The sequence below is a fragment of the Acinetobacter sp. Ac_5812 genome, assembly GCF_013072695.1.
Classification (GTDB): domain Bacteria; phylum Pseudomonadota; class Gammaproteobacteria; order Pseudomonadales; family Moraxellaceae; genus Acinetobacter.
The window spans coordinates 180,607-204,672 of sequence record NZ_LXUK01000008.1 but is presented as its reverse complement, the minus strand read 5'-3'; the positions used below and the strand labels follow the sequence as shown (position 1 = coordinate 204,672).

The following is a 24,066-nucleotide window of genomic DNA, read 5'->3' as shown; positions in this document are numbered from 1 at the left end:
TCATTTTAAAGCTCAGATCTGTGTCTTTGATTTGTCGTGTAATTATTCTAGGCTGAGGATTGATCCTGTTAAGGCTGATAAATAATACCCAGAACTTTAGAAGGCAAGACAATTGCATCAAGCGTTAAAGTAAAGGGAAGCAGCGGTAAATGAGCCAGTTTTTCTTTAGTCGATAACTGAACTTTAGCACTTTGATAGTCAAGATATTGAATTTTAACTCGGTAAGGCTTGGAGAGTGGTTGTAGTGATTTAAGGTTACTCACTGCAGGATACACAGTGCCTTCAAGGCCGAGTTCAAAGCTATGCGGTTTTTGCGTGTCAATACAGTTACAGGGGGCAATCCCATATTGCTTAAATAGTGCTTGCTCTTTTTCACTGAGATTTCCATTTGGTGGCGCATACGTAAATCTAAATTGGCCTCTAAAACGATTGCTATCGGGAGTAGATGCAATAAAATCTAAATCACGACTGATCTGAATATACTGAGGATTAAGCTGGTTAAGCAATTGCACAAATTCGGCTCCGCCTTTGTTAATCACATAGCTATATTGTTTTCCTGCAATGATAATGCTATCCGTCGGTTCATTGGGCAGGGCAATAGCGGGTTTACCAAAGGCAATCACATCATCTTCGATTAATGTTGTCCATTGATGACCAGATTCATATTTAGTGAATAAATCCCGTGTGGTTTCACCAATGACTCGATTACTTGAACAGCCTGTAAGAACTAATCCAGATAATAAACAGCAAATAAACATTTTATGATTCAATATTTTAAAATTCATTCTTTCTTTTAGGAACTGGTTGGATGAGAAAAACCACTATAAACAGAAATCTAGGGAATATGAACAACATGCTTAAATTTGTCTGACTGGTAAAATATTCTATGGACTGAATCCAGATTTGGATGATCTTTACCGTTTATCTGACCTCTACTGAATCAAACATCACTTTGCTGTAGCCTATTCAGTAGACGCTTTTATTTAACTCAATCTTCTTATGGATGAGGGATATTTGGAGCAACAGATGAATTTTCTAAAACGATCCGTCCTGATCGCTACATTGGCTTTTACAGGTTTGCCGATGGCCTATGCGGATGAAGCAGAAGTTACTTCATTACCGACCATTCGTGTGATGGCAGAATCTGAATTGCGTGAAGAAGTGGGATTTGTGCCTTACCAGGAGGATAAGCAAGTCCGCCAAGCACTGCAGCATCGTGTCTATAAAATTCACAATGATATGCAGAATGCAGGTGTAAGTGAAAGTCCATTGGTCGTGAATTACCAACCTATGGCAGCACAGCCTGATCTGTCTCAATTTTCACCAGTATTACAACAATATATTTTAGCGGTTGCTTCGGGTTTACAGTCTTCGGACCCAACCAATGGCATTTTTAAAATGCTAGAACCATTGAATATTAATCGAAATAATATTGATGGAATTCGTAATGGTACGATTAAGCTGAATGCCGATGATATTTTGCGATTACAGCAGCAAATTCAAGATGGGCTAAGAGGCTTTAAACAGCCATATTAAATTATCTGATTGAATAAATTAAAAATCCCCGCAATATGCGGGGATTTTTTATTATTGCTTCAGATAGCGTTCAAAAATAGTCGAAAAATCATAGTCTTCAATTTGTTTACGTCGCTCGGTAAATTTGTTCTCAACCTGAAGAGTAGTCTGCGAAATAATATCTGGTAAATTCAATAATACCTGTTCTGGCAGTTCACGCAGCGAGAACATACTGTTTACGGCTTGCTGGGTTTGAACCAATGTGGTGTATTGGCGCTCGATTTCTTTACATGCTTCGCCAATACTAAACAAGGCTTTATATAAGTCGCGCACTTTCTCGATTTGTGCTTTCTCAATATCAATCGAATAGGCTGCACCACCCAACTGGAACTTGATTTCAACATCGCGATCAATGGTTCCTGCGGTTTCAAGCAGCACTCGGCTGATTTGATAGTGTTTATAAGGATAACGATTTAGGGTTCTTTTCTTACTCACGGCACTGGTACCATCGAGATGGATAAATGCGGTGTTGGTAAAGCAGTATTCATCCGTTTTTGCTTTGATGAGGAAGAAGATTTTTTCATTGTCTTCATGGAAAATATAGTCATCAATATCAGTTTTATCATAATCTTGAGGTTCAATAATCTTACCGATATCACTGGTTCCCATTAGATCGGCTGCCATATTTTTAAACATTGTTAGAACCTTATTATTTGTTGGAATAGCGATCATAATTTGCCGTGTATTGTTCTGTCTACAGTGGGCATTTGTATTTTAAAAATTTGATACAACCATGAAACGAATTTCTATCACATAAAAAAATCCCCGCTTAGCACGGGGATTTTCTTTTTATCTCAGTGTCGATTAAACACGTTCGATAATGGTCGCGATACCTTGACCAAGACCGATACACATGGTCGCAAGACCGATTTGCGTATCTTGTTGTTCCATCACGTTCAACAAGGTTGTTGTGATACGCGCACCAGAACAGCCCAATGGGTGACCCAATGCAATCGCACCACCATTCAAGTTGATGATGTCTTGTTTGTCATAAACGCCTAAGCCTTTCATGACTGATAAGCCTTGAGCAGCAAATGCTTCGTTTAACTCGATGGTTTGGATATCCGCCATGGTTAAACCCGCACGTTTAAGCGCTTTTTGAGTTGCAGGTACTGGACCATAACCCATGATCGCAGCGTCACAACCTGCAATTGCCATTGAACGAATCACGGCACGTGGTTTTAAACCAAGCGCTTGAGCACGTTCAGCAGACATCAACAACATTGCAGATGCGCCGTCAGAAAGCGCAGAAGAGGTTGCTGCTGTGACTGAACCACCTTTAGGATCAAACACTGGTTTCAATGCTTTGAATGCTTCAAGGTTGGCATCAGCACGAATTACTTCGTCGATGTCGCAAAGGATTTTGAAGCCATTAGCATCATGACCTTCAACACCCACGATTTCGTTTTTGAAACGACCTTCTTGAGTTGCAGCCCAAGCACGACGGTGAGATTCAACACCAAACGCATCTTGCTCTTCACGAGAGATGCCATTCATACGACCTAACATTTCAGCGGTTAAGCCCATCATGTTCGATGCTTTGGCATAGTGTTTAGATGCTTCTGGGTTAAGGTCGATGCCGTGCATCATACCTACATGGCCCATATGCTCTACACCACCGATGATGAACACATCACCTTGGTTGGTTGCAATCTGTGCAGCAGCCGTGTGGATTGCTTGCATAGAAGAACCACAAAGACGGTTGACTGTTTGGCCGCCAGCAGTTTTTGGAATATCAGCCAATAAACCAATGTTACGAGCAATGTTCATCCCTTGCTCTAAAGTTTGGTTGACACAGCCCCAGATTACATCTTCAACTTCGTTGGTATCAAACTGGTTACGAGCAACAAGTGCACGTACTAATTCAGCAGATAAACTGTCGGCACGTACATTGCGGAACATACCGTTACGTGATTTGCCCATGGCAGAACGAACGCCATCAACAATCACAACGTCACGTGGATTTAAAGTAGCCATTCACGTCGCTCCTTAACCGTAGAATTTTGTGTTGTTAGCAGCCATGTCACGCAACATTTGTGGCGCTTCATAAGCCTTACCTAAGTGTGCATATTTGTCGCAAAGTGCAACGTATTCAGCAACACCTGTTTGGTCGATGTAACGGCATGGACCACCACGGAATGGAGGGAAACCTACACCCATGATCATCGCCATATCTGCTTCAGAAGCAGTTGCAACGATGTTGTCTTCTAAGCAACGAACTGTTTCGTTACAGAAAGCAAGCATCATACGGTCAATGATTTCTTGGCTATCAAACTCTCGTTTTTCACCAGTCACGAACGGTGCAATAATTTCGTATGCTGTTGGATCAACAGTTTTCGCTTTCTTACCTTTCTTGTCTAACACGTATTTGTAGAAACCAACGTCATTCTTTTGACCAAGACGTTTTGCTTCGTACATCGCTTCGATCGAACCTTTGTAGTCTGGCTTCATACGGTCAGGGAAACCTTCTGCCATCACTTCTGCGCCATGAACACCTGTATCGATACCAACTACATCGATCAGGTATGCAGGGCCCATCGGCCAGCCGAATTTCGCCATTACATTATCCACTTGTTGGAAATCTGCACCGTCTTTTACAAGCAGGTCAAATGCACCAAAGTAAGGGAACAATACACGGTTAACCAAGAAACCTGGGCAGTCGTTAACAACGATTGGTGTTTTACCCATTTTTTGAGCAAGTACCACAGTTGTTGCGATTGCTTCTTCAGAAGTCTTCTCACCACGAATCACTTCAACCAATGGCATCATGTGTACTGGGTTAAAGAAGTGCATGCCAACGAAGTTTTCAGGACGTTGTAATGCTTTCGCTAAACGAGTGATTGAAATCGTCGATGTGTTAGATGCAATGATCGTGTTTTCACGAACATGCTTTTCAGTATCAGCGAGTACGATTTCTTTAACTTTTGGATTTTCAGTCACCGCTTCGATCACGATATCCACTTCTTTAAACTCGTCATAGCTTAAAGTTGGACGGATGCGAGCCAGTGTTTCACCCATTTGTGCAGGTTTCATTTTCTTGCGTTCAACTTGCTTGGTCAGTAAGCCATTCGCTTCTGCCATACCCAATGCAAGTTGTGGGTTACCAATGTCTTTCATGATGATTGGTGTGCCTTTGCTTGCCGCTTGGTAAGCAATACCACCACCCATGATACCCGCACCTAATACAGCTGCTTGGTTAACAGGATGAGCACCTTTCTCATATTTCTTCGCAGTTTTCTTCACCACTTGGTCATTGATGAATAAACCAATCAATGCACCCGCTTGTGGTGTAATTGCCGCTTTAGCAAAACCTTGTGCTTCAGCTTTTAATGCGTCATCACGTGTTAAGCTTGCACCTGCTTGTAAAGAATCAAGCAATAGCTTTGGAGCAGGGTATTGTGCAGGATTTGCTTTTGCAAGGACCGCACCTTTCGCCGTATTGAACGCCATCATTTGTTCAAGCGGGTTCAATTTAATCGCATCTAATTTTTCTTGACGCTTTGCTTTCCAGTTCAAACGACCAGCAATGGCTTGTTTAACTAAATCAACAGCAGCTTCTTGAAGTTTGTCCGCAGCAACAACCGCATCTACCGCACCATCTTTTAGTGCAGCAGCTGGTTTTTTAGGATTCGCCATCGCCATCCATTCAACGGCATTGTCGATACCAATAACACGGCTTAAACGTACGCTACCACCAAAACCAGGATAGATACCGAGTTTGATTTCTGGTAAGCCAACTTGTGCTTGTTCTGACATCACACGATAGTCACACACCAAGCACATTTCAAAACCACCACCAAGCGCTGTACCATTGATAGCAGCAACTTTAGGTAGATCTAAATCTTCAAAGCTGTTGAAGACATCATGTACAGGCATAAGCCAATCAACAATCGCTTGCTCACCCGCAGCGAAGTTATCGCCAAATTCAGTGATATCAGCACCAACGATGAAGGTTGATTTGCCAGAGGTTACAACTAAGCCTTTAATATCGTTATTGGCTTTCACTGCAGCAATCGCTGCTTGGAAGTCTTCGATGGTTGCACGGTTAAACTTATTAACCGACTCACCTTGTAAGTCAAAGCGGAATTCTGCAATTCCGTCCGCAAGCATTTGGACGGTAATGGCATTGCCAGCGTGGATCATGCCTGATCTCCCTTGTTGTGGAGGATTCTGAGTGGATGTCATAAAGCGTATGTGCAGTTCAGCACACAAAAAATGCTTCGCTAATCTTACGATAACTATATCCAAAAAGGACATAACAAGTTGTATCAAGCCGTGACGCTAGGGTCATCAATTTATTGTAAGCTTAGACTTGAATTGCTAAAGCATGAATAAAAATAAATTTTTTGGGAAAAATAGAATGTTTACTCTTTGATTGTGATGGGAAAACTGAAAAGCGCTTTTGTCCGATTTAGGTAAAGCAAATTGGTATTTAAGTGGACAAATTTGCTAGAATAGCCAGCTTGTTTTGAGTGCGATTTTGAGATTTGGTTATCAAATTGGCATTTGGTTTTCAGCTAAGAAGATAGAGTAATCTATGATTAAGTGGATCATATTAGCGATTTTTATCATTTCTGCGTTGTATATTCAGCGCCGTGGTAAAGTAAAGCATTCGTTTTATCGTCAGTTTTTTGACCATTCTACGATTCTCGCACCCATTAACTTTTTAATGTACATGTTTTCTAAAGTGCCGAATCAGCCGTATATCGACACCCAGCATTTTCAGGATCTAAAAGTTCTGGATGAAAATTGGGAAATGATTCGTGATGAAGCTAAAGCGTTGTACGACAAAGGTGGTATTAAAGCTTCAAGTAGCTATGATGACTTGGGCTTTAACTCATTCTTTAAAACAGGTTGGAAGCGATTCTATCTGAAATGGTACGACTCGGCACATCCATCAGCGGCCGAACTTTGTCCAAAAACAACAGCTTTGTTAAAGACATTGCCAACGATTAAAGCAGCAATGTTTACTGAGCTGGCACCAGATAGTCGTTTGGTTCGTCACCGTGACCCGTATGCAGGTTCATTACGTTATCACTTAGGTTTAATCACACCGAATGATGATCGCTGCTTTATCGATGTTGATGGTGAGCGCTATTCTTGGCGTGATGGTGAGAGTGTAGTTTTTGATGAAACTTATATCCATTATGCTGAAAATACCACAGACCAAAACCGCATTATTTTCTTCGCAGATGTAGAGCGTCCATTAAAGACCCGCTTTATGGAGAAATTTAATCACTGGTTTGGTAAAAGTGTGATGACGGCTGCGAGTTCACCCAATGAAGCGGGTGACCAAACAGGTGGTTTAAACAAAGCATTTGGTTATATTTATCAGATTCGTATTAAAGCCAAAGCTTTGAAGAAATCGAACCGTTCCCTGTATTACTTTTTGAAGTGGTTCATCATGCTCGGTCTATTTTTCCTGATTTTTATAAGACCTTATGTATTTTAAGTTTGAATAATATGAACGCCCGAAAGGGCGTTTTTTTTATGGAATTTGGCTTAGAATATTTTTAATTCATAACATTCACTTTGAAAATCTATGCAAACGTTTCGTTCTAAAATTGATTGGTGGTTCTGGGGGATCGTGATTGCAACAACAGGCTTGTTACTGCAATTTTTATGGACGATGTATGTGAAAGGCACCATGCAGGAGTATCCTGAACATGCCGTCCTATATTTTCTGACCATTGCATTATTATGGTGGCCAATTTTCAATACCCGCTATCTGGTGACCGAACAACACTTAACGATTCATTCGATGTTATTCAAGTGGCAGATCAAGCAGTCAGATATTACTAAAATCTCCGCGAGCCATAATTTAATTTCATCTCCTGCTTTATCCTTAGATCGTTTACGTATTGATTATCAGAAAGATGGTGTTGCCAGTCATATTCTGGTGTCACCTAAGAATAAGCAAGCTTTTTGCAAGGCCTTAAATCAAACCCTTTCGAAGCATTAAATCACTTATAAACTTAGCGCTTACATGATATTCACATTTAAGGCTTGAAAAAAATTAAGCAAACATCACATCATGTGATGTAAATAGAGAGAATAGGCATGTCGTGAACCCAAACGCTCGAGAACACATTGAAAAAATACTGACGCATATGACTCAGTTACCTGGCGTTTATAAAATGCTGGGTAAAGATGGGGAGTTACTGTATGTCGGTAAAGCCAAAAATCTAAAAAATCGTGTGTCGAGCTATTTTGTAAAAACCATCGAGCATCCAAAAACACAGGCCTTGGTTGCTCGTATCTATGATATTGAAAGCTTGGTGGTACGTTCTGAAACCGAAGCTTTATTGCTTGAACAAAATCTGATTAAGCTACATCGCCCGCCTTATAACATCATGTTGCGGGATGATAAATCCTACGTCTATATCTTTGTTTCCTCAGACAAGCCCTATCCTCGAATCGCCAGCGGACGAGGTAAGGGCAAGCATCAAATTGGTAAGTTTTTTGGGCCATACCCAAGTGCTTATAGTGCGCGCGATACCTTATTGGTGTTGCAGAAACTGTTCAATGTTCGCCAATGCGAGAACAGCTATTTTTCACAGCGCAAACGTCCGTGTCTGCAATACCAAATTAAACGTTGTACAGCACCTTGTGTGGGACTGATTAGCCCAGCCGACTATAAAGAAGATGTTGATAACTCGATTAGGTTCCTTCAGGGCGATACCAAAGAGCTGAATCAAGAATTGATTGGGAAAATGGAGCAGGCCGCAGAAGCACTGGAATTTGAAAAGGCAGTGTTCTATCGAGATCGTTTGTCTTTACTTCGTGAAGTACAGGCACAGCAAGCGGTGTTTAAAATCAAAGGTGAAGCCGATATTCTGGCGATTGCTTATCAAGCTGGGGTGACTTGCGTCCAGATTATGTATGTGCGTAATGGACGCATGCTCGGTGGTAAAAGTTATTTCCCAGATATGTTGAGTGATGATTTGGGACAGATGCTCAGTGACTTTATGGCGAACTTTTACTTCCAAGTTGCCGATGAAGTGCCGACAGAGTTGATTGTGAATGTTGATGTGCCAGATCAAAAACAATTGGAAGAAGCGTTACAGCAAACTTTTAATAAAAGGGTACAGATTAAACATAAAGTCCGTGAGACTCGAGCCGAATGGTTAGAGTTGGCTCAAATGAATGTACAACATGCGATTAAAGGTAAGCTCAGTAATCATTTAGAGTTAACTGAACGTTTTCATCAGCTTGAACAGGTGGTGGGACGTCCGATTGATCGGATTGAATGCTTTGATATTAGTCATACCATGGGCGAAGCACCCATTGCTTCCTGTGTGGTGTTCGATCAAGGTGGGTCACGAAAGAGAGACTACCGTCAATTTGCCATTCAGGATATTACGGGGGGCGATGATTATGCTGCCATGCGGCAAGCTCTGATCCGTCGCTATAAAAAGAATATGTTGCCTGATCTTCTGCTCATTGATGGAGGTAAAGGGCAATTGCATATGGCGATGGAGGTTATGCAAGAGCTAGAGCTGGATGCCTTTATGATCGGGGTATCTAAAGGTGAAGGTCGTAAGCCGGGATTGGAAACACTACATTTTACCGATGGCACCAAGATTCAGCTTCCAGAAGATCATAAAGCGCTACACCTCATTCAACAGGTACGTGATGAAGCGCATCGTTTTGCGATCACCAAGCATCGTGCCAAACGAGATAAACGTCGCAGTAGCTCAGTCTTAGAAGCCATTCCCGGACTTGGACCAAAGCGTCGTCGCGACTTATTGACGCATTTTGGTGGGATACAAGGGGTACTCAGAGCATCGGAAAAAGAGTTGATGTTAGTCCCGGGGTTGGGTGCGGTTCTGGCACGGACGATTTATAAAATCTTACATGAGTAATTTGACCGATTGACACAATCTTCCCTGTATTGCGGTGTAAACGATCATTCACAAATGGCGAAAAACATTCAAAGATAGTGTATTTCGATGATAAAGGAAAAATGATGTCCTTGCTTCCGCTCTATCAACAGGTTGAACAACAAGAATGGATCGATATTCCATCAGGTTGGCTACAAGGCCGAACAGTGTTTGGCGGGTTGATTGCCGGACTGATGATCCAAAAGGCGCTGAGTACGGTACAAGATGCGGCCAAACAACTGTTGAGCTGTAACATCACTTTTGTCGGCCCAGTGCAACAAGGACGGGCCAGACTCAGTGCTGAAATATTACGTGAAGGAAAATCAGTCACGACTTTAGAAATCCGACTCTGGCAGGATAATGCGGTACAAAGTATTTTGGTGGCCAGTTTTGGCCTACAACGTGAATCGCGGATTCATGTGCAAAACTTACCTACAGTTCCAGACTATCCAACGGCCGAACAACTGGATAAAACCTTCTATATTGAGGGGTTAATGCCCGAATGTTTACAGCAATTTGAGTTGTGTTGGGCAGAAGGGAGTTATCCAATGGCAGGCAGTAAGGTGCCTGATTTTGGTGGTTGGGGGCGGTTTGCACCTAGTTTGCACCCAAACCGTAACATGCAATTGGCAGATCTGTTTGCACTGATGGATGTCTGGCCACCAGGGGTTTTACCGATGTTTAAAACGCCTGCACCAGCGAGCTCATTGAGTTGGCAGATTACCTATTTGCAGCCGATTGTGGATCAAATTCAAGATTGGTTTAAATACAAAGTCGTGACTGAATATGCAGAACATGGTTATTCAACGGAATATGCGTATATCTGGGATCGTGAAAACCGCTTAATTGCGGTACTTAGACAGACAGTTGCCGTTTTTGCCTAGTCGACACTGCGGTGCATTTCGTATAAAGTTGCTTACACATGGATAATCTCGGCACATCCTTTGTGCGACATGCATATTTGATGCGAACAACATGGCGGTGTTTATGAGTACAGGGCAAATCCTGAACATTCCTAATATTTTAACTTTGGCACGTATTGCCCTAATTCCTGTTTTCTTGGTGATTGCTTATTGGCCACCGGCAATTGGAATTGCTGAGCATCATGGGGGAATGATGCGTCATCTGATACTGACAGCGGTATTTGTACTTGCTGCGGTGACAGATTGGTTGGATGGCTATTTGGCACGAACTTTAAATCAAAGCTCTGCTTTTGGGCGGTTCCTTGATCCAGTAGCAGATAAGTTGATGGTTGCCGCCGCACTGATTGTTTTGGTGCAATGGCAGCCGAATATTTCAATGGCTTTTGCTGCGATTGTAATTATTTCGCGAGAGATTACCGTTTCTGCGCTACGTGAGTGGATGGCAGAGTTAGGTGCTCGTACCAGTGTTGCGGTTTCAACTGTTGGAAAATACAAAACAGCTTTCCAAATGATTGCGATTAGTGTGTTCTTATTGAACTGGAAACCATTGGAAATCTGGGCCTATGCTTTACTGTATGCCGCAGTGATTCTCACCCTATGGTCGATGTTTATTTATTTGAAAGCAGCATGGCCGTACTTAAAACAGCCTTAATCGTGTTACAAAGCTAATATTTAAAAAGCCTTCTATAAAGAGGGCTTTTTTATTGCCGGATGAGTGGCTAGACAAGAAAAAAGCCCATACAACGATGAGCTTAGTTCTCTGAGGAAAGCCATGCTCTTTTGGGAGAGTATGCTGAAGAACATAATCATCATATGAGAATTTACTGAAATTTACAACCATGTAAAATGTAAATGTTTTTTAATATTCTCAAATCGGGTTACCTTGACTCTCAGACAGTGTTGCAAATTTATGTTCAATTTGAGCCGCATTATTTTGCAAGATTTCAATTAACTTTTGAATGTTGATGAAGTCAAAACGATTCTTTGAAGCCACTAATGTGAGTGCAATTGGGGCCTCTTTGCTGGAGAAACGGATCGGCACAGACAAACTGCACAGTTGAGGATCGATTTCACCTTGGGATAGGTAGAATCCCTGTTTTTTAATTTTCCGCATGTGTTGGATGAATTCATCCTGAGTCTGCGCAAATCCAACTTGTGCCAATTCTTTTGAAAACTGCTGATAATAGGCTTGAATACGTTGCTTGCTTAAATGCGCAATCACGATCTTGGGCGAAGCACCGACGTAAACGGGTCGTGGACAACCTCGGCCAAAAGAGAGTAATTCGGCATCTTTAAAGGTCTCATGATGTAGATCGATACAATAATCATGATTTAAATAGGTTAATAAGCAGCACAGTTCGGTACGTTCCACGATATCGCGCATAAAGGGAATGCTGATTTGAATCAGTGGGTCAGTGCTGTGAGAAATATAATCTAAAACGGCAATTTTAGAGCCGAGTGTATAGTCACCCGATGTGCCACTAATCCGCTTTAAGATGTCCGTCGAAACCAGTTCTTTGAGATAACGATAAGCGGTAGGTTTGGATAGCGCAAGCTCATCACAAATGATATCGACATTGATAATCGGACGTGAAACTGAAAATAAATCCAGCACAGTAAGAATTTTACCAAAACTCGAAATGGCCATGATGGGACGCCTACTCCTTACAAAATAACGTGAAAACCGAACTTTTATTGCTTTATAACAGAAAAGCGAAAGGTCGTGTATGTACTTTTAAATCTGATCATCCGAGATCAATCGTTTAGCATGAATACTGAGAAAAATGATAAATTTTATAGTGATTATTTTAAATTAAAATGAAAAATTATCAAATGGTGATAATTTGTGTTGACTAATTTACTCGATTTTGAAAAAATAAGCTATGCAATGTCTTATGTGGATAATTATTTTTAGGTGAAAATGCCTAAAAATGCTAAGTATTGCAGATCACTCCTTATATCCAGTTTCACTCATCGCACTTGCCCTGATCTGAATGCTTTCAAATCAGTCTGGACAGCTTGTCACTTTTTTAGTGATGGCATGCGTGATTAAACTGACGCTGAACTGAGACATATTCATGCTATTTAAACAGCTGTTGGCTTTTAGACCGAGTCGACTTGACCTCATCTTTGCCTGCAAAACCTTTGTAGCAGGTATGCTGGCACTGTTTATTTCGTTTGAGTTGGATTTGATTAATCCGATGTGGTCGATTGGTACGGTGTTGATTATTGCCAGTCCCTATTCGGGTATGGTGTCTTCAAAATGTGTGTATCGCTTGGTCGGAACGGTCGCAGGCGCTATGATTGCCTTGTTTTTGACCCCTCATTTTATTAATACCCCTTGGTTGTTTACCATTATTTTGTCCTTATGGGTGGGCTTTGCACTCTATGTCTCTTTGCTCGACCGGACACCACGTAGTTATGTATTCATGCTAGCGGGTTATTCAACCGCCATGATTGTGTATAACGCGATTACCTATATTGACAGCTATAATATTTTTGATATTGCCTTGGCGCGTGTGCTTGAAATTTCCGTGGGGGTGATTTCAACCGCCGTGGTTTCAGCAACCTTTTTCCCTGTGCATGTCGGTGCAATGATTAAACAGCGGGTCAATAAAACCCTGAATGATTTGGAAAGTACTTTTGAAAAGCTGATTACTGTTCAAGAAACGCCAGAAGACTATACACAAATTTTGTCGGTGATTACCCGTGATACAGCTGATATTCATGCTTTAGCCGTACATTTGGCTTATGAAAAAGGTGAGTTAAAGGGCATGACCAAAACCTTGCAGGAAATGCTGCATCAGGTGTCTTTGGTGGTCGCCAATCTTGTGGCTCTATCGCAACGGGTGAAACAATTGGAACAAATGCAACTCAGTAATCTTAGGCCGCATTTAAATCGTATCCGCCAAGATACCTTGGCTTTTTTAAAGCAAGAGCGCATTGTTCAATCCAGTGCTTTGCAGGGTTTACCGATAAAATTCGAAGAAGATTTTGCCGAGCTGATTGCGCAAGCCACAGCCGAACAACAAATTGTATTGGGTGCCTTGAAGATGGATGTTCGTCATTTTATTGCCAATATGTTGGCGGTGAAATTGATTTGGCAGCAAATTCAGCAAGGCAACAAAGAGATTCCAGCTGAAATTACTGCAATCACCACCAAGTATCCGAGTTTGCATCGGGATCATGGCATTGCCGTTCGTGGCGGCATCAGTGCGGTGTTAATTACCTTTATTGTGACCGCAGCTTGGATTCTTTCGGGTTGGAAAGCAGGCTTTATGATGGCTCAAATGGGGGCGATTACTGCCTGTATCTTAACGGCCTTGGATAATCCAGTGCCTGTATTACGTATTTTTATCTGGGGCAGTATTGTCTCGGCGGGTTTAGTTTTCATCTATGCTTTTGGAATCTTTCCACATATCACTCATTTCTGGCAATTGGCACTGGTACTATTTCCAGTATTCCTTGTTGCTGTGACCATGATGGCCAATCAAATGCTGATGCCTGTGGGGATGGTGCTCGGGATTAATACCATGATGGGCTTGAACCTACACAACAAATATACCATGGATGCTGTCTCTTATCTGGATAGTTCCTTTGCCATGGTGTTAGGCGTTTTGGTCTCCCTGATTGTGATTGATTTAGTCCGTGCTGTTTCACCAGATACCAGCGCGACGCGAATTTTAGCTTTGCATTATCAGGCGATGCGCCAAGCTTTACATCTGTCTTATGGCACTGATTTTAAAATTCATTTACGTAGTATGTTGGACCGTGTTGGGGTATTAAATACCAAGATGGTACAAAATCCAGACGTGAAAACAGCGATTCACAATGCATTGGTTGAAAGTAGTTCGATTGTTGATTTAGTCCGTTTGCAAGAAATTAGCCAAAAATTGCCACAGTTATTGGAACTACAAAATGGCTTGAACCAGTTACAACAGCAGTTGGCAGATTATTTTCAGAGCCAAGAAAAGCAACTTTCAATTCATCATTTTCCGATTCAGATTGTGCAACAAATAGAACGTTTACAAGACATCTCTCAACAGATTGAAGATGTGCAGTTGCGGCAACGGCTGCTCATTTCACTGAATAATATTTGTGAAAGTATTGGTCATGTTTCAATCGAACAGATGTATTCGGACAGCTATGGTTTAGGGTTATCTCATGGGTGAAATGAATCTTTATGGGGTTTATATCCCAATCCTTTTGGTACAAGCCATTGTTGCTTATGTGCTGTTTAAGCTACTCAGCCCCTTAGTTGATCGTTTGGTCATCAAAGGCTGGATTGCATTGCCCAGTATTTTCAATTTGTGCTTTTACTTGGGTTTGATGCTACTGGTGCATTGTCTGTTTGTTTGGCTGTGGGCCTGAGGTCTTGGACGAAATGCTCATTCTAAAATTTAATGATTTAAAGAAAGGTGGTAGAGGTAATAAACATGAGTGCATTTGATGTAAGAAAAGTTATACGTCCAATTGTATTGCTGGTTGCAGTTGTGATTGCCGTTTACACCATCGTGCATTTATGGAATTACTACAATGCAGCACCGTGGACACGTGATGGGCGTGTACGTGGTGATGTGATTCAAGTTGCTTCTGATGTGAATGGTTTAGTGACTGAAGTCTTGGTACAAGATAACCAGACGGTAAAAAAAGGGCAGGTGCTGTTCAAGATTGATGTGGCACGTCAGGCTTTGGATGTTGAACAAGCCAAATCAGATCTTGCCAAAGCCAAAGCAGGTTTAGCACAAGCACATGCAAATTTAGCAGGTTCTAAAGCGAGCTTAGTGAAAACTGAAGCCAATATGAAACTGGCTGAGAAAAATGCAGCACGTTATGCCAGCTTGATGGATGGTGCGATTTCTAAACAAGAGCAAGATCAGGTTTTTGCGACTCGTGATCAAGCTGTTGCTGAGCGTGAGCAGCTCACCGCCAGTATTGAGCAAGCCAATGCAGCCATTCAACAGCAGCAAGCATTAATCGAAGTGGCAACCAGCAGCTTACATTTGGCTGAGTTGAATCTTAATCGTTCTGAAGTGGTTGCACCTGCGGATGGCACCTTGTCAAACTTTGACTTACGGGTGGGTAATTATGTGAAGGTAGGACAGGCGGTTGCTGCTTTATTAGACCGTCATCAGCTCTATGTCGTTGGTTATTTTGAAGAGACCAAACTGAACCGTATTCATGTGGGTGATGCTGCAACCGTACAGTTGATGGGAGATAAGCAACGTATTCGGGGCCATGTACAAGGCATAGCAACGGGGATTGAAGATCGTGAACGTTCTGGCAGCTCGAATTTATTGGCCAATGTGAATCCAACCTTTAGCTGGGTGCGTTTGGCACAGCGCGTACCAGTGAAAATTGTATTGGATGAGCAGCCGAAAAATCCATTGGCCTTTGTTTCTGGACGTACGGCAACAGTTAGAATTATCGAGAAGTAATTCAATTAAGGTTAAAAATCTTATTTTATTCGTGAAACGTGCTTTGAGTTTGACATCATCGCCTAGTGGTATTCATAGCACTAGGCGATTGAATCTTATGGGGGATATTTTTAAGGGGTAATTCCAACTGGGTCGCGATACCAGCTCTGAATCAATAGCGCCGCTGCAAAGCTATCAGCCGATAAACGTTTTGCCTGACCTTTACTTTGATAAAATTCGAGTTCTTCTCTGGCTTCCCGTGTGGTTAAGCGCTCATCCACCATCCATGTTTCAATATTGGTTTGGTGGCGTAAACGACGGGCGAATTTTCGCGCCCGAGCAGACAGTTCAGATTCACTATCATCCATATTCAGTGGTAAACCCACGATAAATAAATTAGGTTGCCATTCTTTGACAATCTTTAATAATTTATCCCAGTCTGGAATGCCATCTTTCATCGGAAATAATGGTAGGGGATTGCTACTTTCAATACTGGATTGACCCATCGCCATCCCCATTTTTTGGGTACCAAAGTCAAATGCCATGATGGATTGGGGTGTTTGTATATCAGGCATGACCAATCTCAGAAGCAAACCAAGTGCGGTCTACCCCAATTTTTTTGTAAGCGGCATCCCAACGATCGTGATAAGGCAAATTAAAAATTAAATCCATATCCGACTCACAAATCAGCCAATCTCCCCGTATCATTTCTTCTTCGAGCTGATTCTTACTCCAGCTGGCGTAACCCAAAGCAATTTGATAACGCCCTACACCTTCGTTATGTGCAATTGCATCCAAAATGTCTTTACTGGTGGTGATACAGACATTTTCACCAATCGCAATGGATGAATGCCATGTCGGCTGACCAGTATGCAGCACAAATCCAGCTTCAGGGCGCAAAGGACCGCCTTGCAATACAGCATGAGGATGTACGTTATCTGCATCAATCTCTAAATCATTGAGTAATTCTTTGATTTGTAAGTCTGAAGGTCGGTTGATAATAATGCCTTGAGCGCCGTCTTCGTCATGGCGAGCAATATAGATGACTGTATTGGCAAAAAAGTCATCTGCCATGTCTGGTGGAGCGATGAGACAACGGTGAGTTAAATATTGTTTCGTCACCTAGGCGATTCTCCATCAATGTATTGTGTTGATTTATCTATATAGGTTCTTTTTATCAACATACAAGAGTTAATCGGATTTCGCCAATCTTTTTCTGAAATTTTATCGCTTTAATTAGGCCGTTTGGAACTTAAGCTGACGCAGTTGGCGTGCATGCTGTAAGGTGGTTTCGCTAATTTCGACCCCGCCAGACATGCGGGCCAATTCGAGGATACGCTGTTCCTCTCCCAACTCGATGATGGTACTGCTGGCTGGATCAGTCTGTTGTTTTTTCACCAATAAATGTTGATCTGACTGTGCTGCAACTTGCGCCTGATGTGTGATACACAATAATTGGACGTGTTGTGCCAGATCAGCCAGTAAGCGACCCACCACTTCTGCTGTGCCACCACTGATCCCCACATCAATTTCATCAAAGACCAGCACTTCTGCATCTGTTTTCTCTGCATTCATCACTTGCATGACCAGTGCAATACGAGATAACTCACCACCTGATGCAACGCGTGCCAATGGTTGCGGTGGAATCCCTTTATTTGCAGTAAAGAGAAGCTGAATAAAGCTCAGACCTTCTGCATTAGGTTCCTGTGGTTCAAATTTAAATTCAAAATGTGCTTCAGGTAGTGCCAATGGTTTAACTTGTTCAGTCAGTTGTTTCGCCAATGGAATTGCGGCCGCACGTCGAATATCATCCAGATGTTGTGCAGCTTGTATAAATGCCTGATAGGAAACTTCAACTTGTTCGGCCAGTGTTTCTGGATCTTCTAGTTGATGGAGTTGCTCTAAATCGTGCTGCCAAGTTTCATATTCTTGTTTCAGTAATTCCGGTTGAGTGCGATGTTTACGTGCTAGACGATGGAAGACTTCGAGGGTTGCATTCAACTGTTCCATGCGTTCAGGGTCAAAGCTTTGACGATCAATAAACTGACGCAAACTTGCGGTTGCATCGTCTATTTCGCTTTGTGCATTTAATAAAGAGTTATAAATACTGGCTAACTGTTCGCTACGACCTGCATGAGATTCTAAGCGACGAATGATTGAGGCAACTTCTTGGGTGATATTTTGTTCCGCTTCATCCAAGACATTGAGGCTATAACTACAGTCCTGCATGATATGTTCATGATGGCTGAGACGATCAAACTCTTGTTCTGTTTCGCGATAATCGGTTTGAATAACCTCTTCAAGCTCTTCTATTTGGGACTCTAGGCTTTGTATTTTTTGAATACGTGTCGCTTGCGCATCTAAAGCGGCTTGATGTTGACGAATATTTCGTTGCCATGTGCTATACGCTTCACGTACTGCTTGTGAAGGTTCTGCGAAATTATGATAACGGTCTAGCCAGCGTCTCGGATAAGGCGGTTCGAGTAACTGTTGTTGACTGTGTTGACTATAGAGTTGGACGAGCAAGCGTCCAATTTCTTTCAGTTCGGCTAAGCTACTCGGACGTCCATTAATCCACGCTTTGCTGCGGCCAGTAGCGAAAATCACACGTCTTAAATGGATTTCACCAGAATCATCATCCAATTCATGTTCGGTGAGCCAATGTGCTTCCGCACTTTTGGGCTGATAACTAAACACAGCGGTAACATCGGCTTTGTCTGCACCATAACGCACATAATTGGTATCAGTGCGTTCACCTAAGCACGCTGAAAGTGCATCTAACAGTAATGATTTGCCCGCACCAGTTTCACCAGTCAGCACATTGAAGCCTTGTTCAATGTCTAAAGCCAGATGGTCGGCGAGTGCAAAATTAATTAAAGTTAAATGGGTGAGCATAAACGCATCCAATGCACGGAATCTTTTGCTTAAAGATAGAGAAGTTTTAAAGTGACGACAAGAGCGGAATACAGGATTTTCCTGATTTACTGAGGAATTACTGATAGTTTGTAAGTTTAAGAGAAAGTTTCACTTTGTATTTCTTAATCGTGACTAGAAAAGTGGTTGGTCTTATGCTTAGCCATTGCGATAAGTAAACAGTTGGTATGCTTAGCTTTGTTAATCCTCGCCATTCGCAGCATATGAGCCATATATGGCGCAAGGTCTTGCACTCAGGTAAACATTATTGATGTTTGCTGATCTTCGCACTCGCAGCATAACTGTTCGTCTTGCGCCCAGACCTTGCGAAGCGATGCTTCTCATGCTTTGTTAATCTGGGCTCAGGTATGAAAATTGCTATGTTTAGCCTAGAAAATGGATTGATTAGTTGTCACGGCACAATTAAACTACGTCCAGCATAATCTAATATAAATGCGGCATTATTTGGAGAGTACGCATGAGTTCAGTGCAATTTGATCATGTAACGGTCATTAAGAAATCGAATGTGTATTTTGGTGGGGCGTGTATTAGCCATACTGTACAATTTGAAGATGGTACAAAAAAGACTTTAGGGGTTATTTTACCTACTGAACAAGCTTTAACGTTCGAAACACATGTTCCAGAGCGTATGGAAATTATTTCTGGTGAATGCCGTGTCAAAATCGCAGATAGCACTGAAAGTGAATTATTCCGCGCAGGTCAGTCTTTTTATGTACCTGGAAACAGCATGTTTCACATTGAAGCAGATGAAGTACTCGATTATGTTTGCCATTTAGAAGGTTAACCTATTCCTTCTTAAATCGAGTACACTACGCTCAAAGAAAATCCTGTAAAGTTGCTTTGCAGGATTTTTGTTTTTTTAAAATTCCCTAATATCCTCTTGATAAAAGAGGAGCTTCTAAACGAGGTCGTTCATGGCAAAACCCGAATATTATTATGGCGTTCATTCAGTGGAGTCATTGTTGGAGTTGGAGCCTGAACGCGTTTTGACTTTATTTACATTGAAGGGTCGTGATGATCAGCGTTTGCAAAAAATTTTGCAGTTGGCAGAACCTTTTGGTATCAGCGTACAAAAAGCCAGTCGTGATAGCTTAGAAAAGCTTGCAGGGCTACCATTTCATCAAGGTGTAGTGGCTGCTGTGCGTCCACATCCAACCTTAAATGAAAAAGATTTGGATGAGATCATGCAACAGTCGCCAGATGCATTGTTGTTAGCACTTGACCAAGTGACTGATCCGCATAATCTGGGCGCATGTATTCGTACTGCGGCTGCGATGGGCGTTCAGGCGGTGATTGTTCCCCGTGATCGTTCAGCCAGTTTAACCCCGACAGCACGTAAAGTTGCAGCAGGCGGCGCTGAAAAAGTCAAATTTATTCAAGTCACTAACCTCGCTCGAACCCTAGCGCATTTAAAAGACACGACCCATACCCGTGTGATCGGGACGATGCTGGATGAGAAAGCATTGCCGATACAACAATGTGATTTCAAAGGTCCTGTAGTGATTGTTATGGGTGCAGAAGATACAGGCCTTCGTCCAATTACTCAGTCACAATGTGATCATACCGTTTATATTCCAATGTCTGGTGATCTACAAAGTCTGAATGTGAGTGTGGCAACAGGTATGGCACTTTATGAGGCGTGTCGTCAGCGTAGTGCTGTATAATTTAGCCAAATGTTGGCAATGTAAACTCAGATGACCATCCGTACGCAAGGCTATTTCTTTGTCTTTATTACCATGTGTATTTGGGGCGGATTTACCATTTTTTCCCGTCTCAATGCACATTGGCATATCAGTGTCTGGGATCTTGTGGCAATGCGCTTTGCAATTGCCTCTTTGATTCTACTCCCAGTCTTAATCTATAAAAAAGATTTTGCCTTCTTATGGCATCCACGTCCTGTTATTTTGGCGCTTATTGGCGGCTTGGTTTACTGTTTAACGGTCTATACCGCCTTTTTACATGCGCCTGCAGCCCATGCCGCTATTTTTCTTAATGGCTGTATTCCCTTGTGTACCGCTGTAGCGGCTTATCTGTTGTTTAGACAGCCTTTTGATAAACACACTTGGTTAAGCCTATTGATTATGATGGCGGCTTTGATGCTGATGAGCTATTTGATGCTACATCAGCAAGCTTCAGCATTGGGTGTTGGAGATCTACTGCTTTTTATTAGTGCGATATGGTGGGGGATTTTCACGGTACTCTTAAAGCAGTGGAAACTATCTGCTTGGCATGCAACCGCTGGCGTGGTGATTTGGTCGGCGATTATTTATTTACCGATTTATATTTTATTTATTCCTAAGCATTTTCAAGATGCAGCACCTGTACATTTATTGATTCAAGGGCTGTTTCATGGTGTCTTGGTAGTGATCGTAGCAACTTTGACTTATGTGGCTGCGATTGAGCGTTTGGGTGCATTTAAGACGGGCAGTATTGTCACATTGGCACCGTTTATTGCTGCTGTTGTGGCAGTCCCATTGTTGAACGAGCCGCTGAATGCTGCGATTGTGTGTGGCTTGATCGGAATGGGAGTCGGTGCACTGCAACCATGGCGATGGCTGCGTAAAGACACCTTAGCGACTCAACTCGCTAAACAGAAACAAGGCTAAAAAGCGTGTTCTGCTCGTTGTAAATAACTGAAGTGCAAAGGTTTGAGCTGTTGATGGAGATGTTCTAATAGTCCATCATTGATCACGATATCATCTGCCAATTGTTGTTTTTGAGTACGCGACATTTGCGCAGCAATGATTTTTCGGATTTGTTCTTCGCTTTGCCCATCACGTTGGCTGGCACGTTGTAGTTGTGTTTGCTCATCAGCATCGACCAGTAAAGTATGTTGGACCAGTTCATGCTGATTGGTTTCAAACAGTAGGGGCGAAACCAAGATCACATATGGGCTTTCAGCTTGTTGTAATTGCTGAATAATCGACTGACGAATGGCCGGATGGGTAATTTTTTCTAGGTCTTGACGTGCTTCTGGAAATTGGAAGATATGTTCACGCAGGGCACGCCGATCGAGATTACCATCTTCCAATAAGACCCAATCCCCAAAAGCATCTTGAATTGACTTTAAGGCCGGTTGGCCGGGTTCAACCACTTCTCGTGCTACGATATCAGCATCGACTATGGTAATTCCTTGGGATTCAAACCATTGTGTGGCTGCCGACTTACCACTTCCAATACCGCCTGTAATACCCAAGATAAAACGCATATTAACCACCTAGATAAACTTTCATAATCTGATCACCCCATAAAAAGGCAATCCAACCTGCAATCGCAATATAAGGACCAAATGCAAAAGGTTGATTTTCACCGCGCACTTTTATCAAAATAATACCAATAATTGCGCCAAGCATTGAAGAGAGTAGCACAATTAAAGGCAGCAGCATTGGCCCCATCCAAGCGCCTAAGGCTGCGAGGAGTTTGAAGTCACCGTAGCCCATACCTTCCTTGCCTGTAATTAGTTTAAAAATATAATAAACAATCCAAAGGCATAGGAAACCAATTAAATAACCCCAAATTGCGGCGCCGGCTGTAGTATAAATCGCATAGCTATTTATTCCCAAACCTAACGCGGCTAAGGGTAGGGTAAAACGATCAGGCAAAAGTTGGGTATCAAAATCAATAAAAGTTAAGGCAATCAGTACCCACGTTAAGATTAAGCCAAACAGCATTTGGATGGTTGCACCAAATACGGCGACCACAACCAAAGAACAGACCATCGTGAGTAATTCAATTAGTGGATAGCGAATACTAATTGGATTCTGACAAGTCCCACATTTGCCACGAAGTACTAACCAACTGAGCACTGGAATATTTTGATACCAACGAATGGGCGAGTCACATTTTGGACAGGTTGAGGCTGGTTGGCTTAAAGTCAGTTTACTTTGATCGATGATGGGTTGTTCTGGGTGTAACAGCATTTGACATTCTTGCTGCCACTCCTGTTCCATCATACGAGGGGTGCGAAAAATGACAACATTTAAAAAACTGCCAATACATAAACTAAAAAGCCCAACTGCAAGGTAAAGTGCAGTTAGGTTCTCGATAAAATAAGAAAATAAAGATTGCATTTAAGTACCAAATTATCCGACAACTGAGCCCATTTGGAAGATTGGTAAATACATCGCAATCACCAGACCACCCACTAGTACACCAAGAATCGCCATGATTAAAGGCTCCATCATTGAAGTTAAGCCATCCACCGCATTGTCGACTTCATTTTCATAATGCGTTGCGACTTTATCAAGCATGCTGTCTAAAGCACCTGACTCTTCACCAATTGCCACCATTTGAATCGCCATAGAGGGGAAACGATTTGAAACACGCATCGCAAATTGCAGTTGTTGACCTGTTGCGACATCTTCGCGAATTTTCATCACTGCTTCTTCATAAACGACGTTATTGGTTGCGCCAGCAGTAGATTCAAGTGCATCAATCAGCGGAACCCCAGCGGCAAATGTCGTCGCAAGCGTACGACTATAGCGGGCAATAATGGCTTTGTAGACCAAATCCCCGAAAATAGGCGCTTTCAGTGCCATTTTGTCCAATAAGTCACGGAATTTCTTACTCCGCTTTTTTGCCTCCATGAAAGCGGCAATGATCGCACCAATGACGATGATCAAAATGAACCAATATTCTTGCATCCACTTTGACATTTCTACCACCATTTTGGTAAAAGCGGGGAGGTCAGCACCAAAAGAACTAAATAAATCTTGGAATACGGGGACCACTTTGACCATCAAAATAATTGTCACCACCACAGCCACGACTATCACCGAGATTGGATATTTCATGGCTTTTTTAATTTTTTGCTTGAGTAATTCACTTTTCTCTTTATAAATCGCGACGCGATCTAACATGGTTTCAAGCGCGCCCGACTGTTCACCCGACTCAACCAAAGAGCAAAATAAATTATCAAAATACTGTGGATATTTTTTCAGTGCACCAGCAAAGGTATTACCCCCTTCGACTTCGCCTTTAATCCCGAGTACCACCTCACGCATGGATGGATTTTCTAATCCTTCCGCCACAATTTCAAAACCTTGAACTAATGGGACACCCGCTTTCATCATCGTCGCCAATTGGCGGGTAAAGATCGTAATATCGAGTGTGGTGACTTTTTTCTTCATCAGACCTTCGAGAATATTCTTACGTTTTTCCCGAATGTTTTTGATGGTCACGCCTTGTTTACGCAAAGTGACTTTTGCCAAGGCCATATTGCGTGCTGGTAATTCCCCTTTAATTTTTGCTCCTTTCCGGTCGACCCCTTCATAAGCAAAAGTTGGCATCATTTGCGCTTTTTTAGCTGCCATGATTATTAATCCTTTTTATTAA

General features: G+C 42.2%; 23 protein-coding genes. 12 read left to right on the top strand and 11 right to left on the bottom strand.

Annotated features, from left to right (window positions below):
• Window positions 1-68 precede the first annotated feature (68 nt).
• On the bottom strand, window positions 69-785 hold the full coding sequence (locus tag A7P55_RS06965; RefSeq protein WP_171551581.1) for a hypothetical protein: 717 nt from the start codon (window positions 783-785) through the stop codon (window positions 69-71).
• Between the two features lie 241 nt (window positions 786-1,026).
• Between A7P55_RS06965 and A7P55_RS06960 the strand changes: the two genes are divergently transcribed.
• A complete protein-coding gene (locus A7P55_RS06960) occupies window positions 1,027-1,536 on the top strand; it encodes a hypothetical protein (RefSeq protein ID WP_171551580.1) in 510 nt (169 codons plus the stop codon).
• A gap of 51 nt (window positions 1,537-1,587) precedes the next feature.
• Here the strand turns inward: A7P55_RS06960 and A7P55_RS06955 are convergent, their stop codons facing one another.
• The 3 genes from A7P55_RS06955 to fadB all read right to left on the bottom strand — a co-directional run bounded on the left by A7P55_RS06955 (window position 1,588) and on the right by fadB (window position 5,718).
• Window positions 1,588-2,211 (bottom strand): PH domain-containing protein, encoded by a 624-nt coding sequence (locus tag A7P55_RS06955; RefSeq protein WP_171551579.1) that lies wholly within the window; start codon window positions 2,209-2,211, stop codon window positions 1,588-1,590.
• 168 nt (window positions 2,212-2,379) lie between these two features.
• Window positions 2,380-3,552, bottom strand: a complete 1,173-nt coding sequence (gene fadA / locus A7P55_RS06950) for an acetyl-CoA C-acyltransferase FadA (protein WP_004802276.1) — start codon at window positions 3,550-3,552, stop codon at window positions 2,380-2,382.
• 12 nt (window positions 3,553-3,564) lie between these two features.
• Window positions 3,565-5,718, bottom strand: a complete 2,154-nt coding sequence (fadB, locus tag A7P55_RS06945) for a fatty acid oxidation complex subunit alpha FadB (RefSeq protein WP_171551578.1) — start codon at window positions 5,716-5,718, stop codon at window positions 3,565-3,567.
• Window positions 5,719-6,112: 394 nt separating this feature from the next.
• Here fadB and lpxO point away from each other — a divergent pair, with 394 nt between their 5' ends.
• The 5 genes from lpxO (at window position 6,113) to pgsA (ending at window position 11,033) form a co-directional block, all read left to right on the top strand.
• Window positions 6,113-7,027, top strand: coding sequence for a lipid A hydroxylase LpxO (gene lpxO, locus A7P55_RS06940; RefSeq protein ID WP_004802281.1), 915 nt, complete (start codon window positions 6,113-6,115; stop codon window positions 7,025-7,027).
• Between the two features lie 90 nt (window positions 7,028-7,117).
• On the top strand, window positions 7,118-7,537 hold the full coding sequence (locus A7P55_RS06935; RefSeq protein ID WP_171551577.1) for a PH domain-containing protein: 420 nt from the start codon (window positions 7,118-7,120) through the stop codon (window positions 7,535-7,537).
• Window positions 7,538-7,640: 103 nt separating this feature from the next.
• Window positions 7,641-9,440, top strand: coding sequence for an excinuclease ABC subunit UvrC (gene uvrC / locus A7P55_RS06930; protein WP_171551576.1), 1,800 nt, complete (start codon window positions 7,641-7,643; stop codon window positions 9,438-9,440).
• Window positions 9,441-9,544: 104 nt separating this feature from the next.
• Complete coding sequence (locus A7P55_RS06925; protein WP_171551575.1) at window positions 9,545-10,342, top strand: thioesterase family protein; 798 nt, start codon at window positions 9,545-9,547, stop codon at window positions 10,340-10,342.
• 103 nt (window positions 10,343-10,445) lie between these two features.
• Entirely contained in the window at window positions 10,446-11,033 is a 588-nt protein-coding gene (pgsA, locus tag A7P55_RS06920; RefSeq protein WP_004802289.1) for a CDP-diacylglycerol--glycerol-3-phosphate 3-phosphatidyltransferase, read from the top strand.
• Between the two features lie 216 nt (window positions 11,034-11,249).
• Here pgsA and A7P55_RS06915 read toward each other — a convergent pair whose 3' ends face one another.
• On the bottom strand, window positions 11,250-12,029 hold the full coding sequence (locus tag A7P55_RS06915) for an IclR family transcriptional regulator C-terminal domain-containing protein (RefSeq protein WP_171551574.1): 780 nt from the start codon (window positions 12,027-12,029) through the stop codon (window positions 11,250-11,252).
• A gap of 430 nt (window positions 12,030-12,459) precedes the next feature.
• Here A7P55_RS06915 and A7P55_RS06910 point away from each other — a divergent pair, with 430 nt between their 5' ends.
• The 3 genes from A7P55_RS06910 to A7P55_RS06900 all read left to right on the top strand — a co-directional run bounded on the left by A7P55_RS06910 (window position 12,460) and on the right by A7P55_RS06900 (window position 15,819).
• Window positions 12,460-14,553 carry an FUSC family protein gene (locus tag A7P55_RS06910; protein ID WP_171551573.1) on the top strand — a complete coding sequence of 698 codons (2,094 nt, stop codon included), beginning with the start codon at window positions 12,460-12,462 and terminating at the stop codon, window positions 14,551-14,553.
• Window positions 14,546-14,752 carry a DUF1656 domain-containing protein gene (locus tag A7P55_RS06905; protein WP_004802293.1) on the top strand — a complete coding sequence of 69 codons (207 nt, stop codon included), beginning with the start codon at window positions 14,546-14,548 and terminating at the stop codon, window positions 14,750-14,752. The genes A7P55_RS06910 and A7P55_RS06905 overlap by 8 nt, the downstream gene beginning before the upstream one ends.
• A gap of 65 nt (window positions 14,753-14,817) precedes the next feature.
• Window positions 14,818-15,819 (top strand): HlyD family secretion protein, encoded by a 1,002-nt coding sequence (locus tag A7P55_RS06900; protein WP_171551572.1) that lies wholly within the window; start codon window positions 14,818-14,820, stop codon window positions 15,817-15,819.
• Window positions 15,820-15,929: 110 nt separating this feature from the next.
• On the opposite strand, the gene ruvX is transcribed toward A7P55_RS06900, so the two are convergent.
• From ruvX to recN, 3 genes are all read right to left on the bottom strand, one after another.
• The gene (gene ruvX, locus A7P55_RS06895; RefSeq protein WP_171551571.1) at window positions 15,930-16,373 is read right to left on the bottom strand and encodes a Holliday junction resolvase RuvX; all 444 of its coding nucleotides are present in this window, start codon (window positions 16,371-16,373) and stop codon (window positions 15,930-15,932) included.
• Window positions 16,366-16,920 (bottom strand): YqgE/AlgH family protein, encoded by a 555-nt coding sequence (locus A7P55_RS06890; protein WP_004802298.1) that lies wholly within the window; start codon window positions 16,918-16,920, stop codon window positions 16,366-16,368. The genes ruvX and A7P55_RS06890 overlap by 8 nt, the downstream gene beginning before the upstream one ends.
• Before the next feature lie 114 nt (window positions 16,921-17,034).
• The gene (gene recN / locus A7P55_RS06885; RefSeq protein ID WP_171551570.1) at window positions 17,035-18,693 is read right to left on the bottom strand and encodes a DNA repair protein RecN; all 1,659 of its coding nucleotides are present in this window, start codon (window positions 18,691-18,693) and stop codon (window positions 17,035-17,037) included.
• Between the two features lie 496 nt (window positions 18,694-19,189).
• Between recN and A7P55_RS06880 the strand changes: the two genes are divergently transcribed.
• From A7P55_RS06880 to A7P55_RS06870, 3 genes are all read left to right on the top strand, one after another.
• Window positions 19,190-19,516 (top strand): pyrimidine/purine nucleoside phosphorylase, encoded by a 327-nt coding sequence (locus A7P55_RS06880; protein ID WP_004802302.1) that lies wholly within the window; start codon window positions 19,190-19,192, stop codon window positions 19,514-19,516.
• A 130-nt stretch (window positions 19,517-19,646) separates the two neighbouring features.
• The gene (gene rlmB, locus A7P55_RS06875; RefSeq protein ID WP_004802304.1) at window positions 19,647-20,396 is read left to right on the top strand and encodes a 23S rRNA (guanosine(2251)-2'-O)-methyltransferase RlmB; all 750 of its coding nucleotides are present in this window, start codon (window positions 19,647-19,649) and stop codon (window positions 20,394-20,396) included.
• Between the two features lie 30 nt (window positions 20,397-20,426).
• Window positions 20,427-21,338, top strand: coding sequence for a DMT family transporter (locus tag A7P55_RS06870; protein WP_171551569.1), 912 nt, complete (start codon window positions 20,427-20,429; stop codon window positions 21,336-21,338).
• Here the strand turns inward: A7P55_RS06870 and coaE are convergent.
• Genes coaE through A7P55_RS06855 form a run of 3 tightly spaced genes read right to left on the bottom strand, consistent with a single transcriptional unit; the run spans window position 21,335 to window position 24,044 of the window.
• Window positions 21,335-21,940, bottom strand: a complete 606-nt coding sequence (gene coaE, locus A7P55_RS06865; RefSeq protein WP_171551568.1) for a dephospho-CoA kinase — start codon at window positions 21,938-21,940, stop codon at window positions 21,335-21,337. The two genes, A7P55_RS06870 and coaE, sit on opposite strands and share 4 nt — an antisense overlap.
• Before the next feature lies 1 nt (window position 21,941).
• Window positions 21,942-22,802 (bottom strand): A24 family peptidase, encoded by an 861-nt coding sequence (locus A7P55_RS22790; protein ID WP_171551567.1) that lies wholly within the window; start codon window positions 22,800-22,802, stop codon window positions 21,942-21,944.
• Between the two features lie 12 nt (window positions 22,803-22,814).
• Window positions 22,815-24,044 (bottom strand): type II secretion system F family protein, encoded by a 1,230-nt coding sequence (locus tag A7P55_RS06855; RefSeq protein WP_171551566.1) that lies wholly within the window; start codon window positions 24,042-24,044, stop codon window positions 22,815-22,817.
• Between the last annotated feature and the right edge of the window lie 22 nt (window positions 24,045-24,066).